Source organism: Paenibacillus sp. M-152 (assembly GCF_003856555.1).
Lineage (GTDB): Bacteria > Bacillota > Bacilli > Paenibacillales > Paenibacillaceae > Paenibacillus > Paenibacillus polymyxa_C.
Map to the genome: position 1 here is coordinate 4,542,338 of NZ_CP034141.1, position 24,102 is coordinate 4,566,439.

Here is a 24,102-nt window from a genome sequence, read left to right on the forward strand (position 1 = left end):
CGCACAAAAGGCTCCATAAAAAAAGATTTATACCAACTCAGCTAACTTGCACTTCGGTGATTCCACCTGAAGTTCTCCCAAGCCGCGAATTAGCTTCTTCGCATATGTTTTTTTCGGTTTTAGAACGGATACCAGGTAATCAATAGCCAGCTGCGGATCAACAGTCTCACCGCAAGTATAACAATCAATAGCGGCAAACCCTCTCTCAGGATACGTATGAATAGAGAGATGACTCTCCGACAACAGTACAAGCACGGTAGCTCCCTGTGGTTCGAATTGCTTGGATTGAACGGACATCACCGTTGCTCCGCAAGCTTCAGCAGCTTCAACTAATTGAGCCTCCAGAAACTGCGCATCATTCAGTAATTCAAACTCAACACCCCAAGTATCTACGGCAACGTGTCTTCCGAAAGTTGAGTATTCCAATTCCATCTTTCGGTTCCCCCTTCCTAGGAATAAAATGTTTGAAAAAAATTTCATCCGCTAGGACCTACGTCATTCACTTCCCGAGGGATAACCTCTCGCAACATTCAATGTCCTGAGTGAATCCTGGTTCCTATATTCATTTTCAACGAGATTAAAAATAACATCTATGTGCAGCAAATGCAATCATTTTTTTGGAATAAAAAAGCCCCTTTCGGCAAAGAAAGGGACTACACTGTATAACAATTCATTCCATATATTCAGCCTTTTAAGCTTCCAGTGCAAATAATTTGGAGCAACTCATCCGAAGCTTATGGTCAATCTGTTCCAGCTCAGAGAAAGTACGCGCCAAATTCCGCTCGTCAAGTAACGAATTAATGAGGTTGTATATATCTGCTATTTCATTTTCGACGTTCTGATGTTGAAAAAGCTGTTGCAGTTCTTGCACTGTATTTCTATATTCAAACACCAGCCTAGAGCCTTCCGCATTCTTTTCCATAATTTTGCGGACCGCACCTTCATTATAAAAATACACCATAGTGAATCCTTGATACATGCGGTAAACAATACCTTCACCCTTAAAGCGAACAAATAGTTGGCGTATAAACAGAGTTAGCTGTGGATGAACTAAGCGGCAAGTTAATTCACAAACAAACGCTCCCTCTTTGGCTTCAAAAAATAAATGAACTTCCTCACCCGCAATATGCTCTAGAACGATTTCCTGTCTTCCGTTATCCAGAACTTTAATGCGGTAATGCACCTGGGGATCATCCACTGCCTGCAAAAATTCGTCCATTTGGGTTTCTGACAAGGTCAAAGTGGTTTTTACATACTCTGTGGCTAACCGCTGTGCCATACCAATCTCCTCAATTCTTTCCTGAACCTTTAGTGTAAGCTTTATACTTTATTATACATCAGACCTGTTGCGCTTTCTTGCGTATCAAATCATAAATATCCGCCATTCATCGAAGATAAACGGAAAATACCGGAATCGCAGCTGTATTATCCTCCATATGCTCACTTTTATGCTTAAATCCCACGATTTCCTTTGTTTATTATATATTATTCCTACCTTTTTAGTGAGTTTAATGTTTTGAATCCAACTTCATAAAAAAAGGCGCCCTTAAGGACGCCCCTAACCTTACAATTCCGTCTGCTCTTCGTCGTCATTCTCGATATAACTGGAGATGACCGACCACAGCTCTTCCTTGCCCATGCCTTCTTCGGATGAAAAGGGGATAAACAAACCCCCGGGAAGTATTCCAAGTTCCTGCTTGATTACCTTATAGTGCTTTTCTCGACGTGTTTTAGGGATTTTATCTGCTTTTGTACCTACAACACAGACAGGAAGCCCGTTATGACGCAGCCAGTCGTACATCATGATATCATCCTTGGACGGTGGGTGGCGCAAATCTACCATTTGTAGCACCAGCTTGAGCGGCTCACGTTCCAGCAAATAAGACTCAATCATTTGTCCCCAAGCCTTACGTGACGTTTTGGATACCTTAGCATAACCGTAACCGGGAAAATCGACAAAATAAAGCTCATCATTAATCCGGTAATAATTGAGTTGCTGAGTTTTACCCGGCGTAGAACTGGTACGCGCCAAATTTTTACGGTTAATCATCCGATTAATCAGTGATGATTTTCCAACATTGGAGCGCCCCGCCAGAGCAATCTCTGGCAAAGCGTCCACAGGAAACTGATCCGGACCAACCGCACTTATTATAAATTCTGCTTTTGTTACTTTCATTGTGTCTTTAATTCCTCTCTAATGTACCCTTGCCTGCTCAACCAAAGCATGCTTTAACACCTGATCCATATGGGCAACGGGGACAAATTCAACATCCTGCCGGATACTGTCGGGAATATCCTTCAAATCCCGTTCATTATCTTTGGGAAGCAGAATTTTTTTGTAACCTGCCCGATGGGCAGCCAGCGATTTTTCTTTCAAACCACCAATCGGCAATACGCGACCGCGCAGGGTAATTTCGCCCGTCATCGCTACATCCTTGGATACATGACGGTTGGTCAAAGCCGAAATTAATGCGGTAGCAATCGTGATTCCGGCAGATGGGCCATCCTTCGGAATTGCTCCCTCAGGAATATGAATATGGATATCATTTTTCTCATAGAAATCCAATTCGATGCCCAGATCGACTGCTTTGGAACGAGTGTAGCTGAATGCCGCCTGCGCGGATTCTTTCATGACGTCTCCTAGTTTACCCGTAAGAATCAGTTTCCCGCTCCCAGGCACGACCGTCACTTCAATCATCAGTGTTTCACCACCGACCTCTGTCCACGCCAAGCCTGTAACCGTACCGATCTGATCCTCCAGTTCTGCTACACCGTAACGGAATTTGGCGATACCCAAATAATCTTTCAAATTATCCGGTGTGATTTCAATCGGCCCTTCGCCACCGGATACAACTGACTTCGCCGCCTTGCGGCATAGAGAAGCCATTTGCTGTTCAAGATTACGCACACCAGATTCACGGGTATATTCACGAATGACACGCAGCAGCGTATCCTCCCCAATAACCAACTGTTCCTCTCCCAAGCCATGCTCCCTCTTCTGCTTGGGCAGGAGATACCGATTGGCGATTTCCAACTTCTCCAGTTCGGTGTAGCCGGGAATATAGAGCGTCTCCATACGATCCATCAGCGGACGCGGGATATTATGTGCAGCATTGGCTGTCGTTACAAACATCACGTTGGACAGATCAAACGGCAACTCAACAAAATGGTCACTGAACGTGTTGTTTTGTTCAGGATCGAGCACTTCGAGCAATGCCGCCGATGGATCGCCCCGGAAGTCGGAGGCCATTTTATCAATCTCATCCAGCAAAAAGACTGGATTAGATGTTCCTGCGGTCTTCATTCCCTGAATAATCCGACCAGGCATCGCGCCAACATAAGTCCGGCGGTGACCACGGATTTCCGCTTCATCCCGCACACCTCCGAGAGAGATGCGGACAAATTCCCGACCCATGGATTTGGCAATCGAGCGAGCCAGCGAGGTCTTGCCGACTCCTGGCGGACCTACGAGACACAGAATGGGTCCCTTAATGGTCTTCACCAGTTTGCGCACAGCCAAATACTCCAACACCCGCTCCTTGGGCTTATCCAGCCCGTAATGGTCGTTATCGAGTATTTCTTCTGCTTTGATAATATCAAGATCATCATCGGTGAACTTGTTCCACGGCAAGCTTAACAGCCAATCGACGTAATTGCGGATGACACCACCCTCGGCAGAGCTTGCCGGCATTTTTTCCAGACGGTCAATTTCCTTTTCGACCTTCTCCTTCACCGGAACCGGCAACTCTCGTTCACTTAGCTGGTTGCGTAGTTCTTCAACTTCTCCTGCGCGACCTTCCTTCTCACCAAGTTCCTTCTGAATCGCCTTCATTTGTTCACGCAGATAATACTCCTTCTGCGTCTTTTCCATCTGCTTCTTCACACGCTGGTTGATTTTACGTTCCAGCTCCAGCACTTCACGCTCATTGTTTAAAATATCTAGAAGCTTCTCCAGACGCTGAGTTACGTCGATCGTCTCCAATATATCCTGCTTTTCCTTAATTTTGAGCGTCAAATGGCTTGTGATCACATCAGCCAGGCGTCCTGGCTCCTCAATATCAGATACCGCAGCGAGAGTCTCCGGTGTTACCTTTTTGGACAAATTGATATAATGCTCGAACTGAGTTAATACAGTGCGCATAAGCGCATCCGTTTCAGGCTGCACATTTTCTGCCTCGTGCAGTTCCTTCGCCATTACCTCGTAATATTCTTCATTGTCCGTATATTGAATAATCTCAGCACGTTCCAGCCCTTCCACCAATACTCGAATGGTTCCGTTGGGAAGCTTGAGCATTTGGCGTACTTTGGCTACCGTGCCGACTCGAAAAATATCCTCTTGTGTGGGTTCTTCAATATTAACTTCTGATTGAGAACACAGGAGAATCAAATTGTCTTCAACCATCGCTTTTTCCAAAGCCTTGACCGATTTTTCCCGGCCCACATCGAGATGCAGAACCATGCTCGGGTAAACCAGAAGTCCTCTTAAAGGCAGCAAAGGAAAACGACGACCTTTTGTCTTGGTGGGTCCCATCGCTTTCGCACCTCCAGTGATTCTCAGGTTCCGGATTTTACAATCCTCACGTTGCTATCTTTCATATTTTATCAAATGTTTTATAAAAAAACCAATGAAAGACTAGTTCATTAGCAAGATCCTGTATCTGAAATCGTCCCATTATGCGTTCCATCCGCCTGTAACAAGGAGGACTGGGATGGGCGAAAAGTCTCAATTGGCGCATGTACAGGCGCATCCGTCGTCATCTCTTCTCCGAACACATGACGGAACACTTCGGTCACCGACTGTACAGGGATGACTTTTAGGCCTTCAATGCTATCAAAAAGAGCTTGCCAGTTGTCCTGCGGAATGATCACTTTTTTGGCTCCAGCCTGAAAAGCAGCTTCGACCTTGGCTAATACGCCGCCAATCGGCTTGACTCGGCCATGGATGCTAATCTCGCCAGTCATGGCAATTTCATGATCCACCGGAATTCCCCGCATTGCAGAGGCAATAGCTGTTGCCATTGCAATCCCTGCCGACGGACCATCTACTGGCGTCCCCCCAGGAAAATTGATATGCAGATCGTAATTGGAGGGGGATAAACCGAGCGTACGCAAAACAGTCAGAACATTTTCTACAGAGCCTTTAGCCATGCTCTTACGACGCAGTGTTCGGGAGTTACCTCCGATCTCTTCTTCATCCACAACACCCGTAATATTATAGCTTCCCTTTCCTTCGGGAACCGGAACCGCAGTAACTTCAATTTCCAGCAGCATCCCCATGTTCGGACCGTATACGGCTAATCCGTTAACGAATCCGATTTGCGGCAAGCCCGGTATTTTCCGATCAGGACGGGGTTGAATTTGGCTGCTACCCGCTACCCATTCCACGTCCGAAGCATCGAGTCGTTCCCTTTTCTCGGTAAGTGCCAAACCAGCAGCAAGCTGGATCATATTGACTGCCTCCCGGCCGTTGGTCGCGTAACGCTGTACAACCTCTACTGCCTCTGGACAAGGGCCAAAGCCTAGCTTGTGTACAGCATCTTCAGCAATACGAGCAATCTCCTGCGGCTGCAGGGCACGGAAATAAATTTCCATACACCGGGATCGAATAGCAGGTGGCAGCTCGTGCGGCGAACGGGTCGTCGCACCTACCAAACGGAAATCCGCTGGCAAACCGTTTTGGAAAATATCGTGAATGTAAGCAGGCGTATGCGAATCTTCTGAATTGTAATATGCACTTTCCAAAAATACCTTTCGGTCCTCCAGCACTTTCAACAGCTTATTCATCTGCGTTGGATGCAGCTCGCCAATCTCATCAATAAACAGCATCCCTCCATGAGCCTTCGTTACAGCTCCGGGTTTAGGTTGAGGGATACCTGCTACACCCATCGCTCCTGCCCCTTGGTAGATTGGATCATGTACTGAACCAATTAACGGGTCCGCAATACCACGCTCGTCAAAACGGGCCGTTGTGGCATCAATTTCCGTGAATTTAGCATCACCTTTGAATGGGGAGGACTGATTCTTCTTGGCCTCTTCCAGCACCACACGTGCGGCAGCCGTTTTCCCTACACCAGGGGGGCCATAAATAATGACATGCTGCGGATTCGCACTGCATAACGCCGCCTTGAGCGCACGTAGCCCGTCCTTCTGACCGACGATATCCTGTAACGTGGCAGGACGTGTGCGTTCAGCTAGCGGCTTAGTAAGTGAAATAGAGCGCAATTTGCGCAACTTATCCAATTCCTTCCGAGATTCCCGATCCACCGCACTACGGTTCGTTTTCTGGCTCCGTAGAAGGTTCCAGAAATACAGACCAATAACAATCCCGAAAAACATTTGCACCAATAACAATATCATAGTCAAGTCCATCGTATTCCCTCCGTTTCTCATCTCAGCAATTTGAAAATGCTGTTCTATGAAAGACAGTATTTCCTTTTCCACGAGAGCTAAACGGCTGTCTTTCAAAAGATCAGAGAGAAATACAAAAACACCGCGAAGAACAGTTCTGTAGCAGAGCTGCTCTCCACGGTGTTTAAACAATGACAATAGTTTATGATTATACCTATTTTAAAATAACCGCTTATGCCTACACTTTCTCGGCAGTGTGACGCTCTTCACGTCCGGGTATTTTACCTGTTTCCTCATAAGCTTTGACGATGATATCAATTTCTTTTTTCAATTCGTCAACCATTTCAGCCTCAGGGACTTTGCGAATCATCTTTCCATAACGGAACAATAGACCTTCTCCGCGTGCTCCGGCAATTCCGATATCAGCTTCCTTCGCTTCACCCGGGCCGTTAACTGCACAACCTAGTACAGATACTTTAATCGGCACCTTGAGTTTTGCAATGTAATCCTCTACCTCGTTCGCAATAGAGAACAGATCAATATCCAGACGCCCACAAGTCGGACAAGAAATCAATGTAGCTGCGTTCGTGATCAACCCAAACGTTTTGAGCAACTCCCGTGCTACCTTCACTTCTTCTACCGGATCGGCACTTAGCGAAATACGCATGGTGGACCCGATACCTGCTGCCAACAGAGCTCCCATACCTGCCGCGCTTTTAACCGTTCCAGTAAAGAGTGTACCGGCTTCGGTGATGCCCAAATGGAGGGGATACTTAATAATTTCAGCTGCCTTGGTGTAAGCGGCAATCGCCATTGGAACGTCAGAAGCCTTCAGTGATACGATAATATCATGGAAATCAAGCTCTTCCAGTATCCCGATATGGTACAGTGCACTTTCTACCATCGCTTCTGGCGTAGGGTAGCCATACTTATCCAGTAAATGCTGTTCCAATGATCCGGCGTTTACACCAATCCGAATCGGAATCCCCTTTTCTTTACATGCCTTAACGACAGCTTCCACTTTTTCACGTCGTCCAATGTTGCCTGGGTTAATGCGAACCTTGTCAATCCCATTTTCAATTGCCAGTAGAGCCAGCTTGTGATTAAAGTGAATATCTGCAACCAGCGGAATATGAATCCGCTTCTTAATTTCTTTAATAGCTGCGGCAGCTTCCTCATTGTTGACGGTAACCCGCACTATCTGACATCCGGCTTCTTCCAAACGAAGAATCTCGGCTACTGTAGCTTCCACATCTGCCGTCTTGGTTGTGCACATGCTTTGGATGATGACTTCATTGCTGCCGCCAATCGTCAGATTCCCGACTTGAACGGGACGTGTGTCTTGTCTTAAGAACATATACTTTTCTCTCCCATTAACGCCAAACCTCCACCCCATAAAACCTCATACAGGTTTCGTGAAGTGGAGATCTGGCTTCTCATGTTGTAGAGATCGCGAAGTATCAATCCTTAGGCGCTCTCTTCTTGTTTTTTATCCTTATCTGTACCACCGAGTTCCGGTGCAATTTTGTCTTTTACTACCTGCTCGTTGATGACGCAAGTCGTCACATCATCACGGGAAGGAACTTCGTACATAACGTCAAGCATAATACCTTCAATAATTGCGCGAAGGCCACGAGCACCCGTGTTACGCTTGATCGCCTCACGAGCAATGGCTTCCAGAGCATCTTGTTTAAACTCCAGCTGCACATTGTCCAGTTCCAGCATCTTCTGGTATTGCTTGGTCAACGCATTTTTCGGTTCAGACAAAATACGAACCAATGTCTTCTCATCAAGTGGCTCCAGCGTCGAAATGACTGGCAAACGTCCTACGAATTCCGGAATCAGACCGAACTTCAACAGATCCTCAGGCAATACCATGGAGGTATATTCGCCTGGTTTCAGATCTTTTTGTTCACTAGTCGCGTTAAAGCCGATGACCTTCTTACCGATACGACGTTTGATCATTTGCTCCAGACCATCAAAGGCACCGCCACAAATGAACAGGATATTCGTAGTATCAATTTGAATGAATTCTTGATGTGGATGCTTGCGACCGCCTTGCGGAGGTACAGAAGCAACCGTGCCTTCCAAAATCTTAAGCAATGCTTGCTGTACACCTTCACCCGATACGTCACGCGTAATGGACGGGTTTTCAGATTTACGAGCTACTTTATCAATTTCGTCAATGTAGATAATGCCGCGTTCTGCTTTTTCTACATCATAATCGGCAGCTTGAATCAATTTCAGCAAAATGTTTTCAACGTCTTCACCCACATAACCCGCTTCCGTAAGGGAAGTGGCATCTGCGATAGCAAATGGGACGTTCAAAATTTTAGCCATGGTTTGCGCAAGCAACGTTTTACCCGAACCTGTAGGTCCAAGCATCAAAATGTTACTTTTTTGCAGTTCCACATCATCAATTTTGTTTTGTGTATTAATACGTTTGTAGTGATTATATACCGCAACAGACAATGATTTTTTCGCTTGATCCTGACCAATAACATATTGGTCCAGAATTTCACGGATTTGCATTGGTTTTGGAATATCTTTCAGATCTACTTCTTCTTCATGACCCAATTCTTCCTCCACAATTTCCGTGCACAACTCGATGCATTCATCACATATATATACGCCCGGTCCGGCAACAAGCTTGCGAACCTGATCCTGAGATTTACCGCAGAAAGAACATTTTAATTGTCCTTTTTCATCATTAAATTTAAACATAGAGCCACCCCTTTACAGATTAATCGGTTTAGACAGCACCTGGTCAATGATACCGTATGCTTTTGCCTCTTCCGCTTCCATGAAGAAATCCCGGTCAGTATCACGTTCGATTTTTTCGAGGGGCTGACCTGTACGCTCCACATAGATTTGATTCAGCTTGGCACGTGTTTTGATAATCCAGTCCGCATGAATCAGCATGTCGGAGGCTTGCCCCTGAATGCCGCCGAGCGGCTGGTGGATCATAACTTCACTATTGGTAAGTGCATATCTTTTGCCTGGTGCACCAGCTGTGAGCAATAAAGAACCCATACTAGCAGCCATACCTACACAAATCGTCGATACATCCGGCTTAATGAATTGCATTGTATCATATATACCCATGCCTGCAGTAACAGAACCGCCTGGCGAGTTAATGTACAAATTAATGTCCTTCTCCGGGTCTTCCGCAGAAAGGAACAATAGCTGTGCAATGACGAGATTGGCGACATCGTCATCAATCGGGCCACTTAGGAAAATGATGCGATCCTTAAGCAACCGCGAGTAAATATCGTAAGATCGTTCTCCTCGATTCGTTTGTTCCACAACCATAGGGACGAGACTCATCACGACCAACCTCTTTTCTTTATTAAAATGAACACCTGTATTCATCCGCTTCCTTTTGTCCCATTAAAACGGAAGCGGCAATCATGAAACGTGAACACCTTACAAAATATTTTAACATGTTCAGAGTCTCGTGTCATATTTGCCTGCTCATATATGAAGTGCAGGCTATTTACAGACACCCTGCCGAGACCTTCTCATATTTAACCATGTTTCGTATGTATGTGCAAATGTACGGTAGTGACTTATGTAAAACAGAAAACACCATTCACAGCGCTTTCCATAAACGACTAAAATTTGGGTTGTCTAAGGTAAAAATAAGGCACGTAACTTTCACTACGTGCCTTATCCTTATCTAATTACTACGTTGCAGCCTGTTATAGCCTACACCGTATATTTTATCGTTTAAATTACTCAGCAGCTGCAGCTGGCGCTTCAACTTCTTTGCTGTTTTCCACCAGCAAAGCGATTGTTTTGCGCAGGGAGATCTCTTCTTTCAAGTTAGCGAACGAGCCGTTACTTTCCAGAATGCTGCGGATCTCTTCTACAGAACGTTTGTAAGTGTCAGCCATGTTTTGCAGTTCTTCATTAATTTCCGCTTCGGAAACTTCGATGTTTTCTGCTTTAGCCACTTGCTCCAGCACGAGGTTGTTGCGTACGCGCTTCTCAGCATCTGCTTTCATTTGCTCTTCCAGGTCTTCTTTGCTTTGACCGGAGAAGCCGAGGAACATTTCAAGGTTCATGCCTTGGCTGCGCAGACGGTTGTCGAAATCGCGAACCATGTTTTGCACTTCACTCTTGACCATTGCTTCAGGAATGTCGATTGTTGCATTTTCAGCAACTTTCTCCACTACAGCGCCCTCACGAGCTGCTTTAGCTTCGTTTTCTTTGCGCTCCAGCAATTGCTTTTTCAAGTCTTCCTTGAATTCAGCAAGTGTGTCAAATTCACTTACATCTTTAGCAAATTCATCGTCCAATTCAGGAAGAACTTTGCGTTTCAGTTCATGAACTTTCACTTTGAATACAGCTTGTTTACCAGCGAGGTCAGCAGAATGGTAGTTCTCAGGGAACGTTACTTCAACGTCCTTGGAATCACCAGTGTGCAAACCAATCACTTGGTCTTCAAAGCCAGGGATGAAGGTATTGGAACCCAGTTCCAGAGAATACTTCTCAGCTTGTCCACCTTCGAATTGTACGCCGTCTACGGAACCGTCGAAGTCAATGATAGCTGTATCGCCGGATTGAGCAGCATCTTCATCAACAACAACCAATTCAGCATGACGTTGTTGCAGGCGCTCCAGCTCTTGAGCCAGTTCTTCGTCGCTTACTTCGTTTTTGCTTACAGGCACTTCTACGCCTTTGTAATCGCCCAAAGTTACTTCAGGTTTAACCGTAACTTTTGCTTTGAATTTGAAAGATTCGCCTTTAGCAAATTGATCAATTTCAACATCAGGGCTATCTACTGGGAAGATGTCTGTTTGCTCTACAGCTTGGCTGTATGCTTCTGGCAACAGGAAGTCAATTGCATCCTGGTACAGACTTTCAATACCATAACGTTTTTCAAAGATAGGACGTGGTACTTTACCTTTACGGAATCCTGGTACACTTACTTGTTTAACCACTTTATTAAAAGCTTTGTCGAGTGCAGCGGCTACACGATCCGCGTCTACCTCAACTTCAAGAACCCCAAGGTTCTTCTCTATTTTCTCCCAAGTTGCTTTCATTTTATGCTTTCCCCTCCAACAAAATCTTCACTTAGTTTTCATTACAATCAACGCACACAAAATAACCACTATAGTATATCTAACATTACTGTCTTTTTCAAGGGCAGCCCTTGAATGCTTTAACAGGTAAACGTTTCCGGTCATTAAGGAGTGTTCATTCCCGCCGCGACGAATAATCGCATCGACCGATACGCTTGCTCAAAACGGAAGCGTAGTGCATCTGTAATGCCATATATAGCGCGGGTTTCTTCCTCATTATTGTTCCCGTTCAAACTTTCCGAAACGGTCTGATGGAGTGCTGCTGCCCAAATATCCGGCATCCCGTCCTCTTCCACCAACATTGATCTATAATCTTTCGTACCGTACACTGCCATCACAAACTGTGACCATAGCTCCTGTGCAAAATAGAATAGTGTAGGCTCATGCACTTCAGTCTGGTCAGCAACCCGTTCCAAAATACGCATAATCGCCTCTGGAAACTCATCGGGCTGTAACGGAACCGTTTCAATATCGATTTCCGTCTTTTCATCACCCCGTCTGATTTCTATCGTCCCTTCCATTCCACGGCGTCTCATTGTCTGTAGAACACGGAATTGGAGAAGAGGATGGATTTCCCGTTCAGTAATCCAGCGAAGCAAGGCATCGTCGATCTCCGGCAGTTCCAAGTAGGATAGCTGTTCCAAAGCTAGAATCGTCTGTTCGGATAACGGTTGATCCATAGCCATCTGCAAAAGCTTGTTACCGTAGCCTGCATCCTGTTCCTGCTTAAAGCGTGCATGACGGCGAGCCAACTCAACTTCACTGACTTCGTCTTCTTCCACATTGTCCGTTGCCGCCCCGCTGTCAGCGTACTGTGGAAATGCAGCTTCCAGCCATTGTAACAGAGCGTTCCATTCATCGTATTGTTTCTGCTCCTGTCCCTGACACTGCATCAAAAAACGCAGCATCCCCATCGCCTCTCCGTAACGTTCGTTCTCAAGCATCACCGTAAGTTGAATTTGATAGTAGTCCAGTGTCTTCGGAAACAATACGATATTATTTTCTTTTGTCGTCACCTTGGAGTCCTTTATTTTCAAGGCACCCCCTCTCCTCCGCAAGCTAAAGTATTTGTAGATTATATGAGAAACAGCAGCCGAAGTTCAACCACTCGTCTTCAACATATTCACCTGTATTCTAACATACCCTTTTATAAGGCAAAAAAAACGATGTGTATTCTGAATTTATGTGGTGTAGAGCCCAAATAAGCGATATATGCAAAATAAGACTTGTATCTTTTTCATCCATATGATATATTAATATTCGCTTGAATTTTATGTCCCAGTAGCTCAGCTGGATAGAGCAACGGCCTTCTAAGCCGTCGGTCGGGGGTTCGAATCCCTCCTGGGACGTATAGCCGAAGCTTCCTATTTAGGAAGCTTTTTTTATTTTCCAGCGAAATAGGACCCACTGTGGATGTTGAAGCCTAGCATCGTATTACAACCTATTTTAATGTAGAAAAGGCTGTTTCCGCAGCGCTGTTTGAGCGCTTGTCTGGGACAGCCTTTTATCGAGGGTATACCATTACACCGCTTGACTGCGTAGAGTAGTAAGGAGTTTAATCAAATGAAATTAATATCTTGGAATGTAAATGGCTTAAGAGCCTGTGTAACCAAAGGATTTTATACTTATCTAAAAGAAACGAATGCTGATATTTTTTGCGTACAGGAAACGAAGCTTCAAGAAGGACAAATCCTCATGGAGAACATGGAGGAATACGCTCAATACTGGAATTACGCTGAGAAAAAAGGGTACTCCGGCACAGCTATTTTCACCAAAATCAAGCCGCTCTCTGTGCATTATGGACTTGAAGAAAATGAAGAGCCAGAGGGTCGAACTATTACACTAGAATTCGAAAAATTTTACCTCGTCAATGTGTACACACCAAATACGAAACGAGACTTATCGCGATTGCCATATAGACTGGAATGGGAAGACCGTTTTCGCAGCTATCTGCAACAACTAGACGCTCAGAAGCCTGTCATCATTTGCGGAGACTTGAACGTGGCTCATCAGGAGATTGACCTTAAAAATGCCAAAGCCAACTACGGTAATGCTGGCTTCACACCCGAGGAACGAGACCGCATGTCACAGCTCCTCAACGCCGGATTTATAGATACCTTCAGATATTTTTATCCTGATCGGACAGATGTTTATTCCTGGTGGTCCTACATGCCAAAGGTGAGGGAACGGAATATCGGCTGGCGGATTGATTACTTCCTCGTCTCAGAGAGGCTTCGTCCGCTATTAATGGATGCGAGTATTGATTGCCATATTACAGGCAGTGACCACTGCCCTGTTATATTGGATTTGCAAGATATTTCTGCATAGATCCCCTACCTGACGCAAGGATTTATAAAATTAAAAAGCCGTCATGCTCTGTTTTACAGCATGACGGCCTACATAAATTGAAGCTATTGCTAACTTGCACCTGGTTTTCTGTTTAAAACCCGTTCTTCTCCATCATTTGCTTGAACCACAGCGCACTTTGTTTGGGGGTCCGTTCCTGCGTCTCGTAATTGACATGTACAATACCAAAACGCTTGCTATATCCCCAGGCCCATTCAAAGTTATCAAAGAAAGACCAGACAAAATAGCCCTTGAGCTGACCTCCCTCCCGGATAAAGCGATGACACGCCTTTAAATGCTCTTCAATATAGCACTGACGCCCGGTATCTTCAATCTGTCCATTCACCAGTTCATCCTTCATCGCTGCTCCATTTTCCGTAATCAGAATGGGTAAGCCCTTGCTAAAATCCTTTTCAATCCGCGTCAGCAGCTTATAAAAGGATTCAGGGTGAATCTCCCATCCCATGTCTGTTACTGGCTCCTCCATGTGAATCTGCTCCACTTGCAGTAGCGAAGAGTCGTTAGTTGCTCGAATGACGCTGCGGGTATAATAGTTAATGCCTACAAAATCTCCCGGTTGCTGAATCAGCTCCAGATCACCAGGCTGTACAAAATCCAATCCATTCAGATACGTTCCGTACCATTCCACCATATCTTCAGGATACTTTCCGTTAAACAATGGCTCAGCAAACCAACGATTAATAAAGCCATCCCTTCTGGCAGCAGCAGCTATGTCCTCGGGTCGCTCGGAAGCGGCATCCACATGTTCCATGTTTAGCGTAATGCCAATTTTACCTGTTAATCCTTTTTCCTTATGCAAATTGATCGCAATCCCATGACACATCAAAATATGATGGGCAGCAGTAAAGGCTTCGCTCCAGTTCTCATGACCAGGAGCATGCTCCCCTGTACCATATCCCAAAATAGAGGCGCAATAAGGCTCGTTTATCGTATTCCACCAGTTTATTCGCTCGCCAAATCGGTCCATGATCACAGAGGCATACGTTTTAAAATGTTGGATAATCTCTCGCTGCGTCCATCCACCTTCGTCCTCAATCCACTGCGGTAAATCCCAGTGATACAGAGTCAGCATTGGAATTAGCCCGGCCGACTCAAGCTCATCCAGCAGATGCTCATAGAAGAGCAGCCCTTGTTCGTTGACCACGCCGGGCGCGGGCATAATGCGCGGCCAAGCTACAGAAAAACGATAATGTAAAAAACCAAGCTGTTTCATTAATTGCACGTCTTCTTTAAAGCGGTGAAAATGGTCACAAGCCACTTCTCCACAGTCCCCTTCGATCACCTTCCCGGGTATTTGACAGAAAGTATCCCAAATGGAGGGCGTTCTGCCGCCCTCATTTGTGCCACCTTCAATTTGATAGGAAGAGGTTGAAGTTCCCCACATAAACGTATCAGGAAATACAAAGATATTCTCGCTCATACTCGGTACCTTCCTTTCAGAAATAAAGACTTCACAGCTCCGGCCATTGCACCGCCGACAATAAAGCGCTGGAGGAAAATATGCAAAATAACCAGCGGTAAATGCATTCACTTTTACGAAAGCGGTTTAGTTAATTACAGCTACTATTATGTATCGAATAACCTGTATTTGTAAATAGAGAATTATGAAATATCAAAAAAATATAATAACCGTTAAATTATCGTTGTTACTCCTTAAAATATTAGGATAAATCCTTTATTAACTCTGTTGACTCCCATCTATGAGGTAGCATAGAATACGAGTAATCATTGAATTTGAAATACAAAGTCAATTCAACTAAATCAGTTTAGTTGCGGAGGATTCCATGAATATAAAAACAATAGCTAGTATGGCAGGCGTTTCAGTAGCGACGGTTTCGAAAATCATAAACAATTACACAGATATCAGTGAGGAAACCCGGCAGCGAGTACTTAAAATTATGGAGGAAACAGGCTATAGACCTTCCTCCTCGGCTAAAACACTTGCTACCAAAAAATCCAATCTGGTAGGCGTTATATTCGCTGGCAAGCTGAATGTCGATTTTAGTCATCCTTTTTTTGTGGACATCATTAATGTTTTCAAAAAGCAGATTGGCTTGCTCGGTTATGACCTGCTGTTTTTTTCAAATGAAAAATTTCTAGATAATGGAGAGGACTATTGGGCTCGCTCGAAATATTTTTCAGTGGACGGGTGCATTATTATTGCTGGGGACGAAGTGGAGAAAAGTGTTTTCGATCTCGACGCCAGTCCTATCCCCTGCATCGGTGTCGATATTGAGCTAACCGGAGCCAGTTCCTGCTACATTATGTCCGACAATCAAAAGATCTCAATGAAGGTTGTTGAGCACTTTTACATGAATGGATACCGCGAGATGGGTTTTATAGGCATTGAACGCCCCTCCTTGGTTATTAAAGAGAGAGAGGAAGCGTTTATCGCTTCACTAAAGCGGTTTAGCCTTGATTTCAGACCTGAATGGATCGTGTATGGTAAGGACTATGCGGCAGAGGATGGATACCAGATCGCGAAGGCGTGGATACAGCAAGGAGATTTACCAAGAGCTGTTTTTGCGGCTACCGACCTGCTTGCCTTTGGTGCCATCCGTGCTTTTAAGGAAAGCGGCTTGAGGGTACCCGAGGATATTGCTGTAGTAGGCTGTGATGATATTGAAGCCTGTCGTTATACCGATCCTCCATTGACGACTGTAAAACAAGACAAGCAAAAAATAGGTCGTCTAGCCGCCATGGTGCTGTTTGACCTGATGAATAAACAAATGGATACGAAATGTATTAAAGTAGAGCCCGAACTAGTCATTCGTACCTCTTGCGGAGCCCGGCAAAATTGGAACCATACGAGGATCAAGGGATAGCATATACCTTAAAAAGGGTGACTCCTGTTGAATTCAGAAGTCACCTTTTTACAGTTTAAATATATAGAGCCTCTTCGTTTAAGCTATTACTTATAGGCCATCGTTGCATTCACGGCCTTTTTCCAGCCTTCATACAGGCTGTCACGTGTTGCTTCATCCATCGTAGGGGTAAAGGAAGTTTCCACCCTCACTCGCTTACGAAGTTCATCTGTACTCTTCCAGTATCCAACCGCCAAGCCTGCCAGACATGCGGCACCCAGCGCTGTTGTCTCATGGATGACCGGCCGTTCCACCGTCGCATCCAGAATATCGCTCTGGAATTGCATCAGAAAATTGTTCAACACAGCTCCACCATCCACTCGCAACATCTTCACCGTAATACCTGAGTCAATCTCCATAGCTGTAAGCACATCCTTGGTCTGATAAGCGAGCGACTCCAAGGTGGCGCGGATAAAATGCTCTTTTGTGGTTCCCCGCGTCAGACCGAACATCGCTCCACGCACCTCGCTATCCCAGTAGGGGCTGCCTAGTCCGACAAAAGCGGGTACAAGATACACCCCTTCTGTAGAGGAAACACGGGCCGCATAAGGCTCACTGTCCTTCGCCTCACGGAACATGCGCAGCCCGTCTCGCAGCCACTGGATCGCCGAGCCCGCAACAAACACACTCCCCTCAAGTGCGTATTGCACTTTGCCTTCCTCCAGTCCCCAAGCGATGGTCGTGATCAGACCGTGCTTGGATTCAACAGGCTGATCCCCCGTATTCATCAGCATAAAGCAGCCTGTGCCGTAAGTGTTTTTGATCATTCCTTTTTCATAACAAGCCTGACCGAACAAGGCTGCCTGCTGGTCACCTGCTGCACCAGCGATCGGTACATTCTGACCAAAAAAATGATAATCCACGGTGTGCGCATATACCTCGGAAGAGGGCCTTACCTCAGGCAGCATGATTTTTGGAACACCCAGAATGTCCAGCAGCTCTTCATCCCACTTGAGCTCATAAATATTGTACATCAGCGTTCTGGCCGCATTGGAGTAGTCTGTTACATGAGCCTTTCCACCGGATAGTTTCCAGATTAGCCACGAGTCAATCGTACCGAATAACAAGTCACCTCGTTCCGCCTTTTCGCGCGCGCCTTCTACATGATCCAGTATCCACTTTACTTTAGTGCCTGAAAAATACGGGTCGATCAATAACCCTGTTTTGCTGTGAAACAACTCCTCATGCCCTTGCCGCTTCAATTCTTCGCAAATATCCGAGGTTTGGCGTGATTGCCATACGAGTACGTTATACACGGGTAATCCTGTATTTTTGTCCCACACGACCACCGATTCACGCTGATTGGTAATGCCGATGGCAGCAATTTGGTTTGCTTTTACACCCGATTCGGAAAGACAGGAGGCAATAACGCCCAGAATAGAGCTCCAGATTTCATTCGCATTCTGCTCTACCCAGCCGGGGTGAGGAAAATATTGCGGAAATTCCCGCTGGGCTGAGTACACCACATCTCCTTCGCTATTGAACAAAATCGCTCTTGAACTTGTCGTTCCCTGGTCTAGTGACAAAATATATTTTCCCATGTTCATCTCTCCCCGTGTAAATCCATCGTTTTTACGCTGTTAGCTTATGATTCATTTTATGATTTTTATAAGTACGACTGATACGGAAGGTAATCAAAAGTACCACCGCGATGACCCCTAATAAAATCCAGAAAGCCGAAGTTACACTCCCCTTAAAAATGGCCTGATAAAATGGCCCTGCGAAAGATCCCCCCAATAGCGGTCCTACAATGGGCACCCATGCATATTTCCAGTTGGATGCTCCCTTGCCGGGAATCGGTAGCAAATAATGCATCAGACGCGGTCCAAAATCCCTCACTGGATTGATGGCATAACCCGTTGTACCTCCAAGGGATAAACCGATACTGACAACCAAAAAACCAACAATCAGCGGTTTCAGGCCGTCTGTAAATGAATTGGCACCAAACGACAGTAAGGCAAGGACAAAGATAAAAGTACCTATCATTTCACTAAGCACGTTGGCAAACGGATGATCAATAGCTGGTCCTGTCGCAAATACACTGAGTTTGGTTGCTGCGTCCTCCGTCTCTTTCCAGTGGGGCCAATAATGCAAAATGACGATCACTGCACCCGCCATGGCCCCAAAAAGCTGGGCCACAATATAGCCGGGAACATCCTGCCATGGAAAACTACCCTGAAATGCCAACGCGAGTGTAACTGCCGGATTCAAATGCGCTCCGCTGATTTGACCCACCGCATACACCGCAATAGCTACCGCGAGCCCCCACCCCATTCCGATCACAATCCAGCCGGAAGCGTGAGCAAATGACTTTTTCAGGGACACCCCTGCGCACACTCCGCCACCTAGGGCAATAAGAATCATTGTCCCTATGAATTCGGCTGCGTATGGCGACATACAACCAACCTCCTCAATAGATCCTCCGATTTTGATCGTTTTCATCGCGCAAAAAAAGAAAAGCCATCACAAACCAACCCTGTGCTGTACATGGGATGTCTGCGTGGCTCTCTCGTCTCCGTCACGATTATTAACTTAAATTTGATATTATATAAGCATGTAAGCGATGTCAACTACGGATTTACGTCTTTTAGTATTCTAAAATAATCGTTGACCATGTTAGATTGCGCGATTTATGATGTAAAAAAATGGCTGGACGTAAGGATTTCAGGATGAATACGACACTCCCAAACTTGATGAAGAAGGGAAGAATGTTATGCTGAAATTTCTACAAAAAATCGGCAAGTCGTTAATGCTTCCAGTAGCTACTTTACCCGCCGCAGGGATTTTGCAAGGGCTAGCTCTCATTAATTATGAAACAGACATTCCGCTTGGTCCTGGAATGGGTGGATTTCTCAATCATTATGTCACTCCTTTTCTGAACGAAGGGGCGGGTGCTATCTTCGGCAACCTGGCGCTCATTTTCTCGATCGGTGTTGCCATTGGCCTGGCAGGCGACGCAGTAGCCGCACTTTCAGCAGTCATTGCTTACTTGGTGCTGACCCGTATTTTGGCGGCCGTACCGGGTATATTTGCGTATATTCCAGACGACGTCAAGCTGGACATGGGCGTATTGGGTGGTATTTTTATCGGCGGATGGTCTGCTTACCTGTTCAAAAAATATCACAATATTCAGCTTCCAGATTGGCTTGGCTTTTTTTCGGGCAAACGTTTTGTCCCCATGATTACCGCCTTCACGACCATGATTCTAGCCATTCTGCTCGGCATGGTCTGGAGTCCGATACAAGATGGAATTGCAGCCTTCGGCAACTGGATTGTCGGCTTTGGCGGAATCGGGTCAATGGTGTTTATGATTGCCAATCGGCTGCTGATCCCGCTCGGTTTGCATCATGTGTTGAACTCGATCGCATGGTTTCAAATTGGTGACTATACCAATGCTGCAGGTGAAGTTGTTCATGGTGATCTGACGCGTTTTTTTGCAGGTGATACATCGGCAGGTATGTTCATGTCCGGCTTCTTCCCCATTATGATGTTCGCTCTGCCGGCGGCGGCTCTCGCATTCATCCATACGGCCAAACCGGAAAAACGTAAAGCTGTCGCTTCCATCTTTATTGGTTCTGCGCTAGCGTCGTTCCTGACCGGAATTACTGAGCCCCTCGAATTTTCGTTTATGTTCATTGCACCATTGCTTTACGGCGTTCATGCTCTGCTGACAGGGCTGAGCGGTCTGGTCGTATACCTATTGGATGTCAAACTCGGCTTTTCTTTTTCAGCAGGTCTCATTGACTATCTGGTCAATATGAAGCTCTCTACCCATCCATTGCGAATGATCCCGATCGGGCTTGTCTTCGCCTTCGTGTATTATTTTCTATTCCGCTTCATCATTCTCAAATTCAACCTAAAGACTCCCGGGCGTGAAGACGATGCAGATGACAATCTCCTATCTGAGGCTAACGAATCCATACCCCACGGAAAGGCAAGCACCCTATCCGACATTCAGTCCAGTCATGCAGACAAGGTCCTAACCTATCTCGGCGGTTCAGACAACATCCAAAGCATTGATGCCTGTATCACACGGCTACGCCTTGTCGTCAAAGACGACAAAGCGGTTAACGATCAAGCTCTTAAGCAGCTCGGAGCGTCAGGAATTATCAGGCTTGGGAACGGTACCCTGCAGGTTATTTTCGGTACTCGGTCCGAAACTCTGAAAGATGAGATACAACGATTGATGTCATGAAGCTAATCTCCTGACTTAAACACGTGCGATCTTCCTATAACAGACGCACGTGCTTTTTTTTATGGATAAACGTTTCAAATTTTTTGTTTTTGGTTAAGGCAATGCACATAAATGGGTAACAGCTTCATATGATGGAGCTAAACCATTTACAACTTGTTCAGTAGGCAGATTATTCAGACAGCAAGGAGGGAAATGATGTGAAGACAGTACAATGGCTGATATTATGTCTTGCTTTTCTCACTATGATTAGTGGTTGTAGTGGGTCCCTGTCCTCTGAAGGCCAATCATCTGAAACTAATTTGTCAAACGAAAAAAAGATAACGCTTACATTATGGTATTGGAATCGTTCTATTGATGATGAATTGCTCGCCCAGGCGGAAAAACAGTTCCCCGACATTGAATTAAAAACTCAAAAAATAGGCGGTGACTTTAAAGCCAAACTGAAGACAACGCTCGCAGCTCGTTCCGGTGAACCAGACATCGTAGCTCTGAACGACTGGATGGTGGAGCTGTTCCCCAGTGCGGATCGTTTTTATGATTTAAGGGAACTCGGAGCAGACCGCCTGAAGGATCAATATTTGGAATGGAAATGGAATCAGGGGATCACTCCTGATGGTAAAATGATTGCATTTCCTATGGACACTGGGCCCACCGCCCTCTTCTATCGTAGCGACCTATTTGAACAGGCGGGCTTACCTAGTGATCCTGAACAGGTCAGTTCCTCTATCCGTACATGGGATGATTACATGGCAGCCGGAGAACAACTTCGTCAGAAATTCGGAAGTCGTTCGTTTTTGGCTGATAATATTGTAAACGTTTACAATCAAGTGCTTGCTCAGCATACGACCCTATACTTCAAGCCGGACGGAAGTTATGTCGGCAATCAATCTCCTGACATCCGCCTAGGCTGGAAAACCGCTGTGGATTTCCATAGGAAGCATCTGCTCGCCAATGCGGATGGCTGGACTCCCGAATGGAACGCTTCGGTCAATAACGGTAAAATCGCCTCGTTCGTAGGGGCAATCTGGATGAAGCAAGTTCTCACAGAGGCTGCACCGGATACAGCAGGCAAATGGAGAGTCGCTCGGGCTCCTGGAGGAGACGGCAATCTGGGAGGTTCTTTCATCTCTATCCTCAAATCCAGCCAACACCCCAAAGAAGCCTTTGAAGTCCTGACCTGGCTGCAAAACCCGGAACACCAACTGGAAGCCTACCACAAAATCGGGCTGTTCCCATCCACTCCCGGCGTCTATGACGATCCAGTCATGGAGACACCCGAGCCTTTCTTTGGTGGTCAGGCCACTGGTCTCATTTTTGCCGCCTCCGCGCGTCATGTGAAAAGCAGCTATTTCGGCGAGCGCTATCCTGTCATCCATGGCATAGTGACCCGCCGCCTTTCCAATGTGGCCAAACAAGATGCCGATCCCGACGCATTATGGTCGGAAACGATGCAACGAATTGAACGGGAATTACAGCGGTAAAAAACAAAATCCAAAAAAGGCGTGTGGACAATATGCTGAGAGAAATCTGGAAGCACCGGGCCGTATATGCTGCGATCTCGCCATTTTATCTGCTGTTTGCCATCTTTGGCTTGTTTCCGATTGGCTTTTCATTGTACCTGGCGTTTCACAAATGGGACGGGATCGGAGACATGACCTATAACGGTTGGGGTAACTTTCGTTACCTTGTGACAGACACCGAATTTTGGCAGGCTGTAGGCAATACGTTTGTGATCTGGGTGTATGCCACGATTCCAATGCTACTTCTAGCCCTTATTGTTGCCTTTCTGCTTTATGCCCCTTTTGTGAAATTGCGCACCTTATGGCGAGTTGGATTCTTCCTGCCCAATGTGACGTCTATTGTTGCTGTTGCCATCATCTTCGGCGCCTTATTTGCCAACAATTTTGGATTTCTCAACTATCTTCTGCAGCTTTTGGGGCTACCTATGATCCAATGGCTCAATGTGCCGTGGGGTATCCAAATCGCCATTTCTTCCATGGTCGTCTGGAGATGGATGGGCTACAACGCCATCATCTATCTGGCTGGACTCCAGAGTATTCCGCATGTGCTGTATGAGGCCGCCAAAATAGACGGCGCAACCGGAGCACAGGCTTTTTTCCGCATCACCATTCCCATGTTGCGTCCAGTCATTTTGTTTACGGTCATTACGTCCACCATCGGCGGTATGCAGCTCTTCACTGAGCCACAGGTTCTGGTCGGTAATGACGGCGGTTCCGGGGCAAGTGGCATGACCATCGTTTTATACCTGTACCGCGAGTCGTTCATCAACAACTATTTTGGATATGGTGCTGCCGTCGGATGGGGTATGTTTCTCATCATTGCCGTATTCTCCATCATCAATTGGAAACTCGTTCAAGGTAAAAAATAACGATGGAAGGAGCGTCACAACATGATGCAGACACGTGCAAAATCCATTGTTCTATATGCCGGGCTGTTGGTGGGGATCATCCTGTCGATGTTTCCGTTTTACTGGCTGATCGTCATGGCGACCCGTACAACCTCAGACATCTATCGTTTTCCGCCACAATTGTGGTTCGGTAGCCACTTCCTGGATAACATAACGAGAGTATTGCAGCAGATTGATTTTGCTGGAGCTTTTTTTAATACCCTTTTTGTAGCCAGTTCTGTTACCCTATTGGTGCTGTTTTTTGATTCACTGGCTGGTTTTGCATTCGCCAAGTTTGATTTTCCGGGCAAAAAGGGGCTATTCGTCATACTGCTTGCAACAATGATGGTCCCTTCACAACTTTCGCTCGTCCCCTCCTTTGTCATGATGGCTTCCTTTGGATGGGTAGGTACGTTCAAAGCGCTCATCATCCCGGGTATGGTAAATGCTTTCGGGATTTTTTGGATTCGCCAGTATGCAGAAGAATCCATTCCCAAAGAGTTGCTGGATGCGGGGCGTATGGACGGGTGCAGCTTTTTCCGGCTGTACTGGAATGTAGCACTGCCGATTTTAAGACCTGCGTTCGCTTTTCTCGGCGCATTTACCTTTATAGGAGCTTGGAATGATTACTTATGGCCGTTAATCGTTTTAACGGATGAGCGCAAATTTACGCTCCAGATTGCATTGTCCCAGTTGAACGGGATTTACAATACGGACTATGCGATGGTCATTGCTGGCACCCTGCTGGCTGTACTCCCTCTTATTATTTTGTTTCTTTTTATCAGCCGCCAGTTTATTTCCGATCTTGCCGCTGGAGCGATCAAAGATTAGCTT

General features: G+C 45.9%; 19 protein-coding genes and 1 tRNA gene. 7 read left to right on the forward strand and 13 right to left on the reverse strand.

Annotated elements, in window-relative coordinates:
- Positions 1-27: 27 nt before the first annotated feature.
- The 10 genes from speD to EGM68_RS19845 all read right to left on the reverse strand — a co-directional run bounded on the left by speD (position 28) and on the right by EGM68_RS19845 (position 12,472).
- Positions 28-426 carry an adenosylmethionine decarboxylase gene (gene speD, locus EGM68_RS19800; RefSeq protein ID WP_025678464.1) on the reverse strand — a complete coding sequence of 133 codons (399 nt, stop codon included), beginning with the start codon at positions 424-426 and terminating at the stop codon, positions 28-30.
- 265 nt (positions 427-691) lie between these two features.
- On the reverse strand, positions 692-1,279 hold the full coding sequence (locus EGM68_RS19805; protein WP_013372690.1) for a hypothetical protein: 588 nt from the start codon (positions 1,277-1,279) through the stop codon (positions 692-694).
- A gap of 285 nt (positions 1,280-1,564) precedes the next feature.
- Complete coding sequence (gene yihA, locus EGM68_RS19810; RefSeq protein ID WP_013372691.1) at positions 1,565-2,176, reverse strand: ribosome biogenesis GTP-binding protein YihA/YsxC; 612 nt, start codon at positions 2,174-2,176, stop codon at positions 1,565-1,567.
- A gap of 18 nt (positions 2,177-2,194) precedes the next feature.
- Positions 2,195-4,531 (reverse strand): endopeptidase La, encoded by a 2,337-nt coding sequence (lon, locus tag EGM68_RS19815; RefSeq protein ID WP_129549866.1) that lies wholly within the window; start codon positions 4,529-4,531, stop codon positions 2,195-2,197.
- 110 nt (positions 4,532-4,641) lie between these two features.
- Positions 4,642-6,369, reverse strand: coding sequence for an ATP-dependent protease LonB (lonB, locus tag EGM68_RS19820; RefSeq protein ID WP_016324658.1), 1,728 nt, complete (start codon positions 6,367-6,369; stop codon positions 4,642-4,644).
- 217 nt (positions 6,370-6,586) lie between these two features.
- Complete coding sequence (gene ispG, locus EGM68_RS19825; protein ID WP_013372694.1) at positions 6,587-7,705, reverse strand: flavodoxin-dependent (E)-4-hydroxy-3-methylbut-2-enyl-diphosphate synthase; 1,119 nt, start codon at positions 7,703-7,705, stop codon at positions 6,587-6,589.
- A 110-nt stretch (positions 7,706-7,815) separates the two neighbouring features.
- A complete protein-coding gene (clpX, locus tag EGM68_RS19830) occupies positions 7,816-9,072 on the reverse strand; it encodes an ATP-dependent protease ATP-binding subunit ClpX (protein WP_013372695.1) in 1,257 nt (418 codons plus the stop codon).
- 12 nt (positions 9,073-9,084) lie between these two features.
- Complete coding sequence (gene clpP / locus EGM68_RS19835) at positions 9,085-9,675, reverse strand: ATP-dependent Clp endopeptidase proteolytic subunit ClpP (protein ID WP_016324659.1); 591 nt, start codon at positions 9,673-9,675, stop codon at positions 9,085-9,087.
- Positions 9,676-10,082: 407 nt separating this feature from the next.
- Positions 10,083-11,396, reverse strand: coding sequence for a trigger factor (gene tig, locus EGM68_RS19840; RefSeq protein WP_013372696.1), 1,314 nt, complete (start codon positions 11,394-11,396; stop codon positions 10,083-10,085).
- A gap of 143 nt (positions 11,397-11,539) precedes the next feature.
- Positions 11,540-12,472: a hypothetical protein gene (locus EGM68_RS19845; protein WP_129549867.1), complete on the reverse strand. Its 933-nt coding sequence runs from the start codon at positions 12,470-12,472 to the stop codon at positions 11,540-11,542.
- 238 nt (positions 12,473-12,710) lie between these two features.
- Here EGM68_RS19845 and EGM68_RS19850 point away from each other — a divergent pair.
- Positions 12,711-12,784, forward strand: a tRNA-Arg gene (locus EGM68_RS19850).
- A gap of 214 nt (positions 12,785-12,998) precedes the next feature.
- On the forward strand, positions 12,999-13,763 hold the full coding sequence (locus EGM68_RS19855) for an exodeoxyribonuclease III (RefSeq protein WP_025678474.1): 765 nt from the start codon (positions 12,999-13,001) through the stop codon (positions 13,761-13,763).
- A gap of 112 nt (positions 13,764-13,875) precedes the next feature.
- Here the strand turns inward: EGM68_RS19855 and EGM68_RS19860 are convergent, their stop codons facing one another.
- Positions 13,876-15,222, reverse strand: a complete 1,347-nt coding sequence (locus EGM68_RS19860) for a GH1 family beta-glucosidase (RefSeq protein ID WP_129549868.1) — start codon at positions 15,220-15,222, stop codon at positions 13,876-13,878.
- Between the two features lie 364 nt (positions 15,223-15,586).
- Here EGM68_RS19860 and EGM68_RS19865 point away from each other — a divergent pair, with 364 nt between their 5' ends.
- Complete coding sequence (locus EGM68_RS19865; RefSeq protein ID WP_129549869.1) at positions 15,587-16,627, forward strand: LacI family DNA-binding transcriptional regulator; 1,041 nt, start codon at positions 15,587-15,589, stop codon at positions 16,625-16,627.
- 86 nt (positions 16,628-16,713) lie between these two features.
- Here the strand turns inward: EGM68_RS19865 and glpK are convergent, their stop codons facing one another.
- Positions 16,714-18,207, reverse strand: coding sequence for a glycerol kinase GlpK (gene glpK, locus EGM68_RS19870; protein WP_058830507.1), 1,494 nt, complete (start codon positions 18,205-18,207; stop codon positions 16,714-16,716).
- Positions 18,208-18,238: 31 nt separating this feature from the next.
- Positions 18,239-19,063 (reverse strand): MIP/aquaporin family protein, encoded by an 825-nt coding sequence (locus EGM68_RS19875; protein WP_129549870.1) that lies wholly within the window; start codon positions 19,061-19,063, stop codon positions 18,239-18,241.
- Positions 19,064-19,379: 316 nt separating this feature from the next.
- Here EGM68_RS19875 and EGM68_RS19880 point away from each other — a divergent pair, with 316 nt between their 5' ends.
- The 4 genes from EGM68_RS19880 to EGM68_RS19895 all read left to right on the forward strand — a co-directional run bounded on the left by EGM68_RS19880 (position 19,380) and on the right by EGM68_RS19895 (position 24,099).
- A complete protein-coding gene (locus EGM68_RS19880) occupies positions 19,380-20,861 on the forward strand; it encodes a PTS transporter subunit EIIC (RefSeq protein ID WP_129549871.1) in 1,482 nt (493 codons plus the stop codon).
- Positions 20,862-21,058: 197 nt separating this feature from the next.
- Complete coding sequence (locus EGM68_RS19885) at positions 21,059-22,342, forward strand: ABC transporter substrate-binding protein (protein ID WP_129549872.1); 1,284 nt, start codon at positions 21,059-21,061, stop codon at positions 22,340-22,342.
- 32 nt (positions 22,343-22,374) lie between these two features.
- Complete coding sequence (locus EGM68_RS19890) at positions 22,375-23,250, forward strand: carbohydrate ABC transporter permease (protein WP_013372705.1); 876 nt, start codon at positions 22,375-22,377, stop codon at positions 23,248-23,250.
- Positions 23,251-23,271: 21 nt separating this feature from the next.
- The gene (locus tag EGM68_RS19895; protein ID WP_040103042.1) at positions 23,272-24,099 is read left to right on the forward strand and encodes a carbohydrate ABC transporter permease; all 828 of its coding nucleotides are present in this window, start codon (positions 23,272-23,274) and stop codon (positions 24,097-24,099) included.
- Positions 24,100-24,102 lie beyond the last annotated feature (3 nt).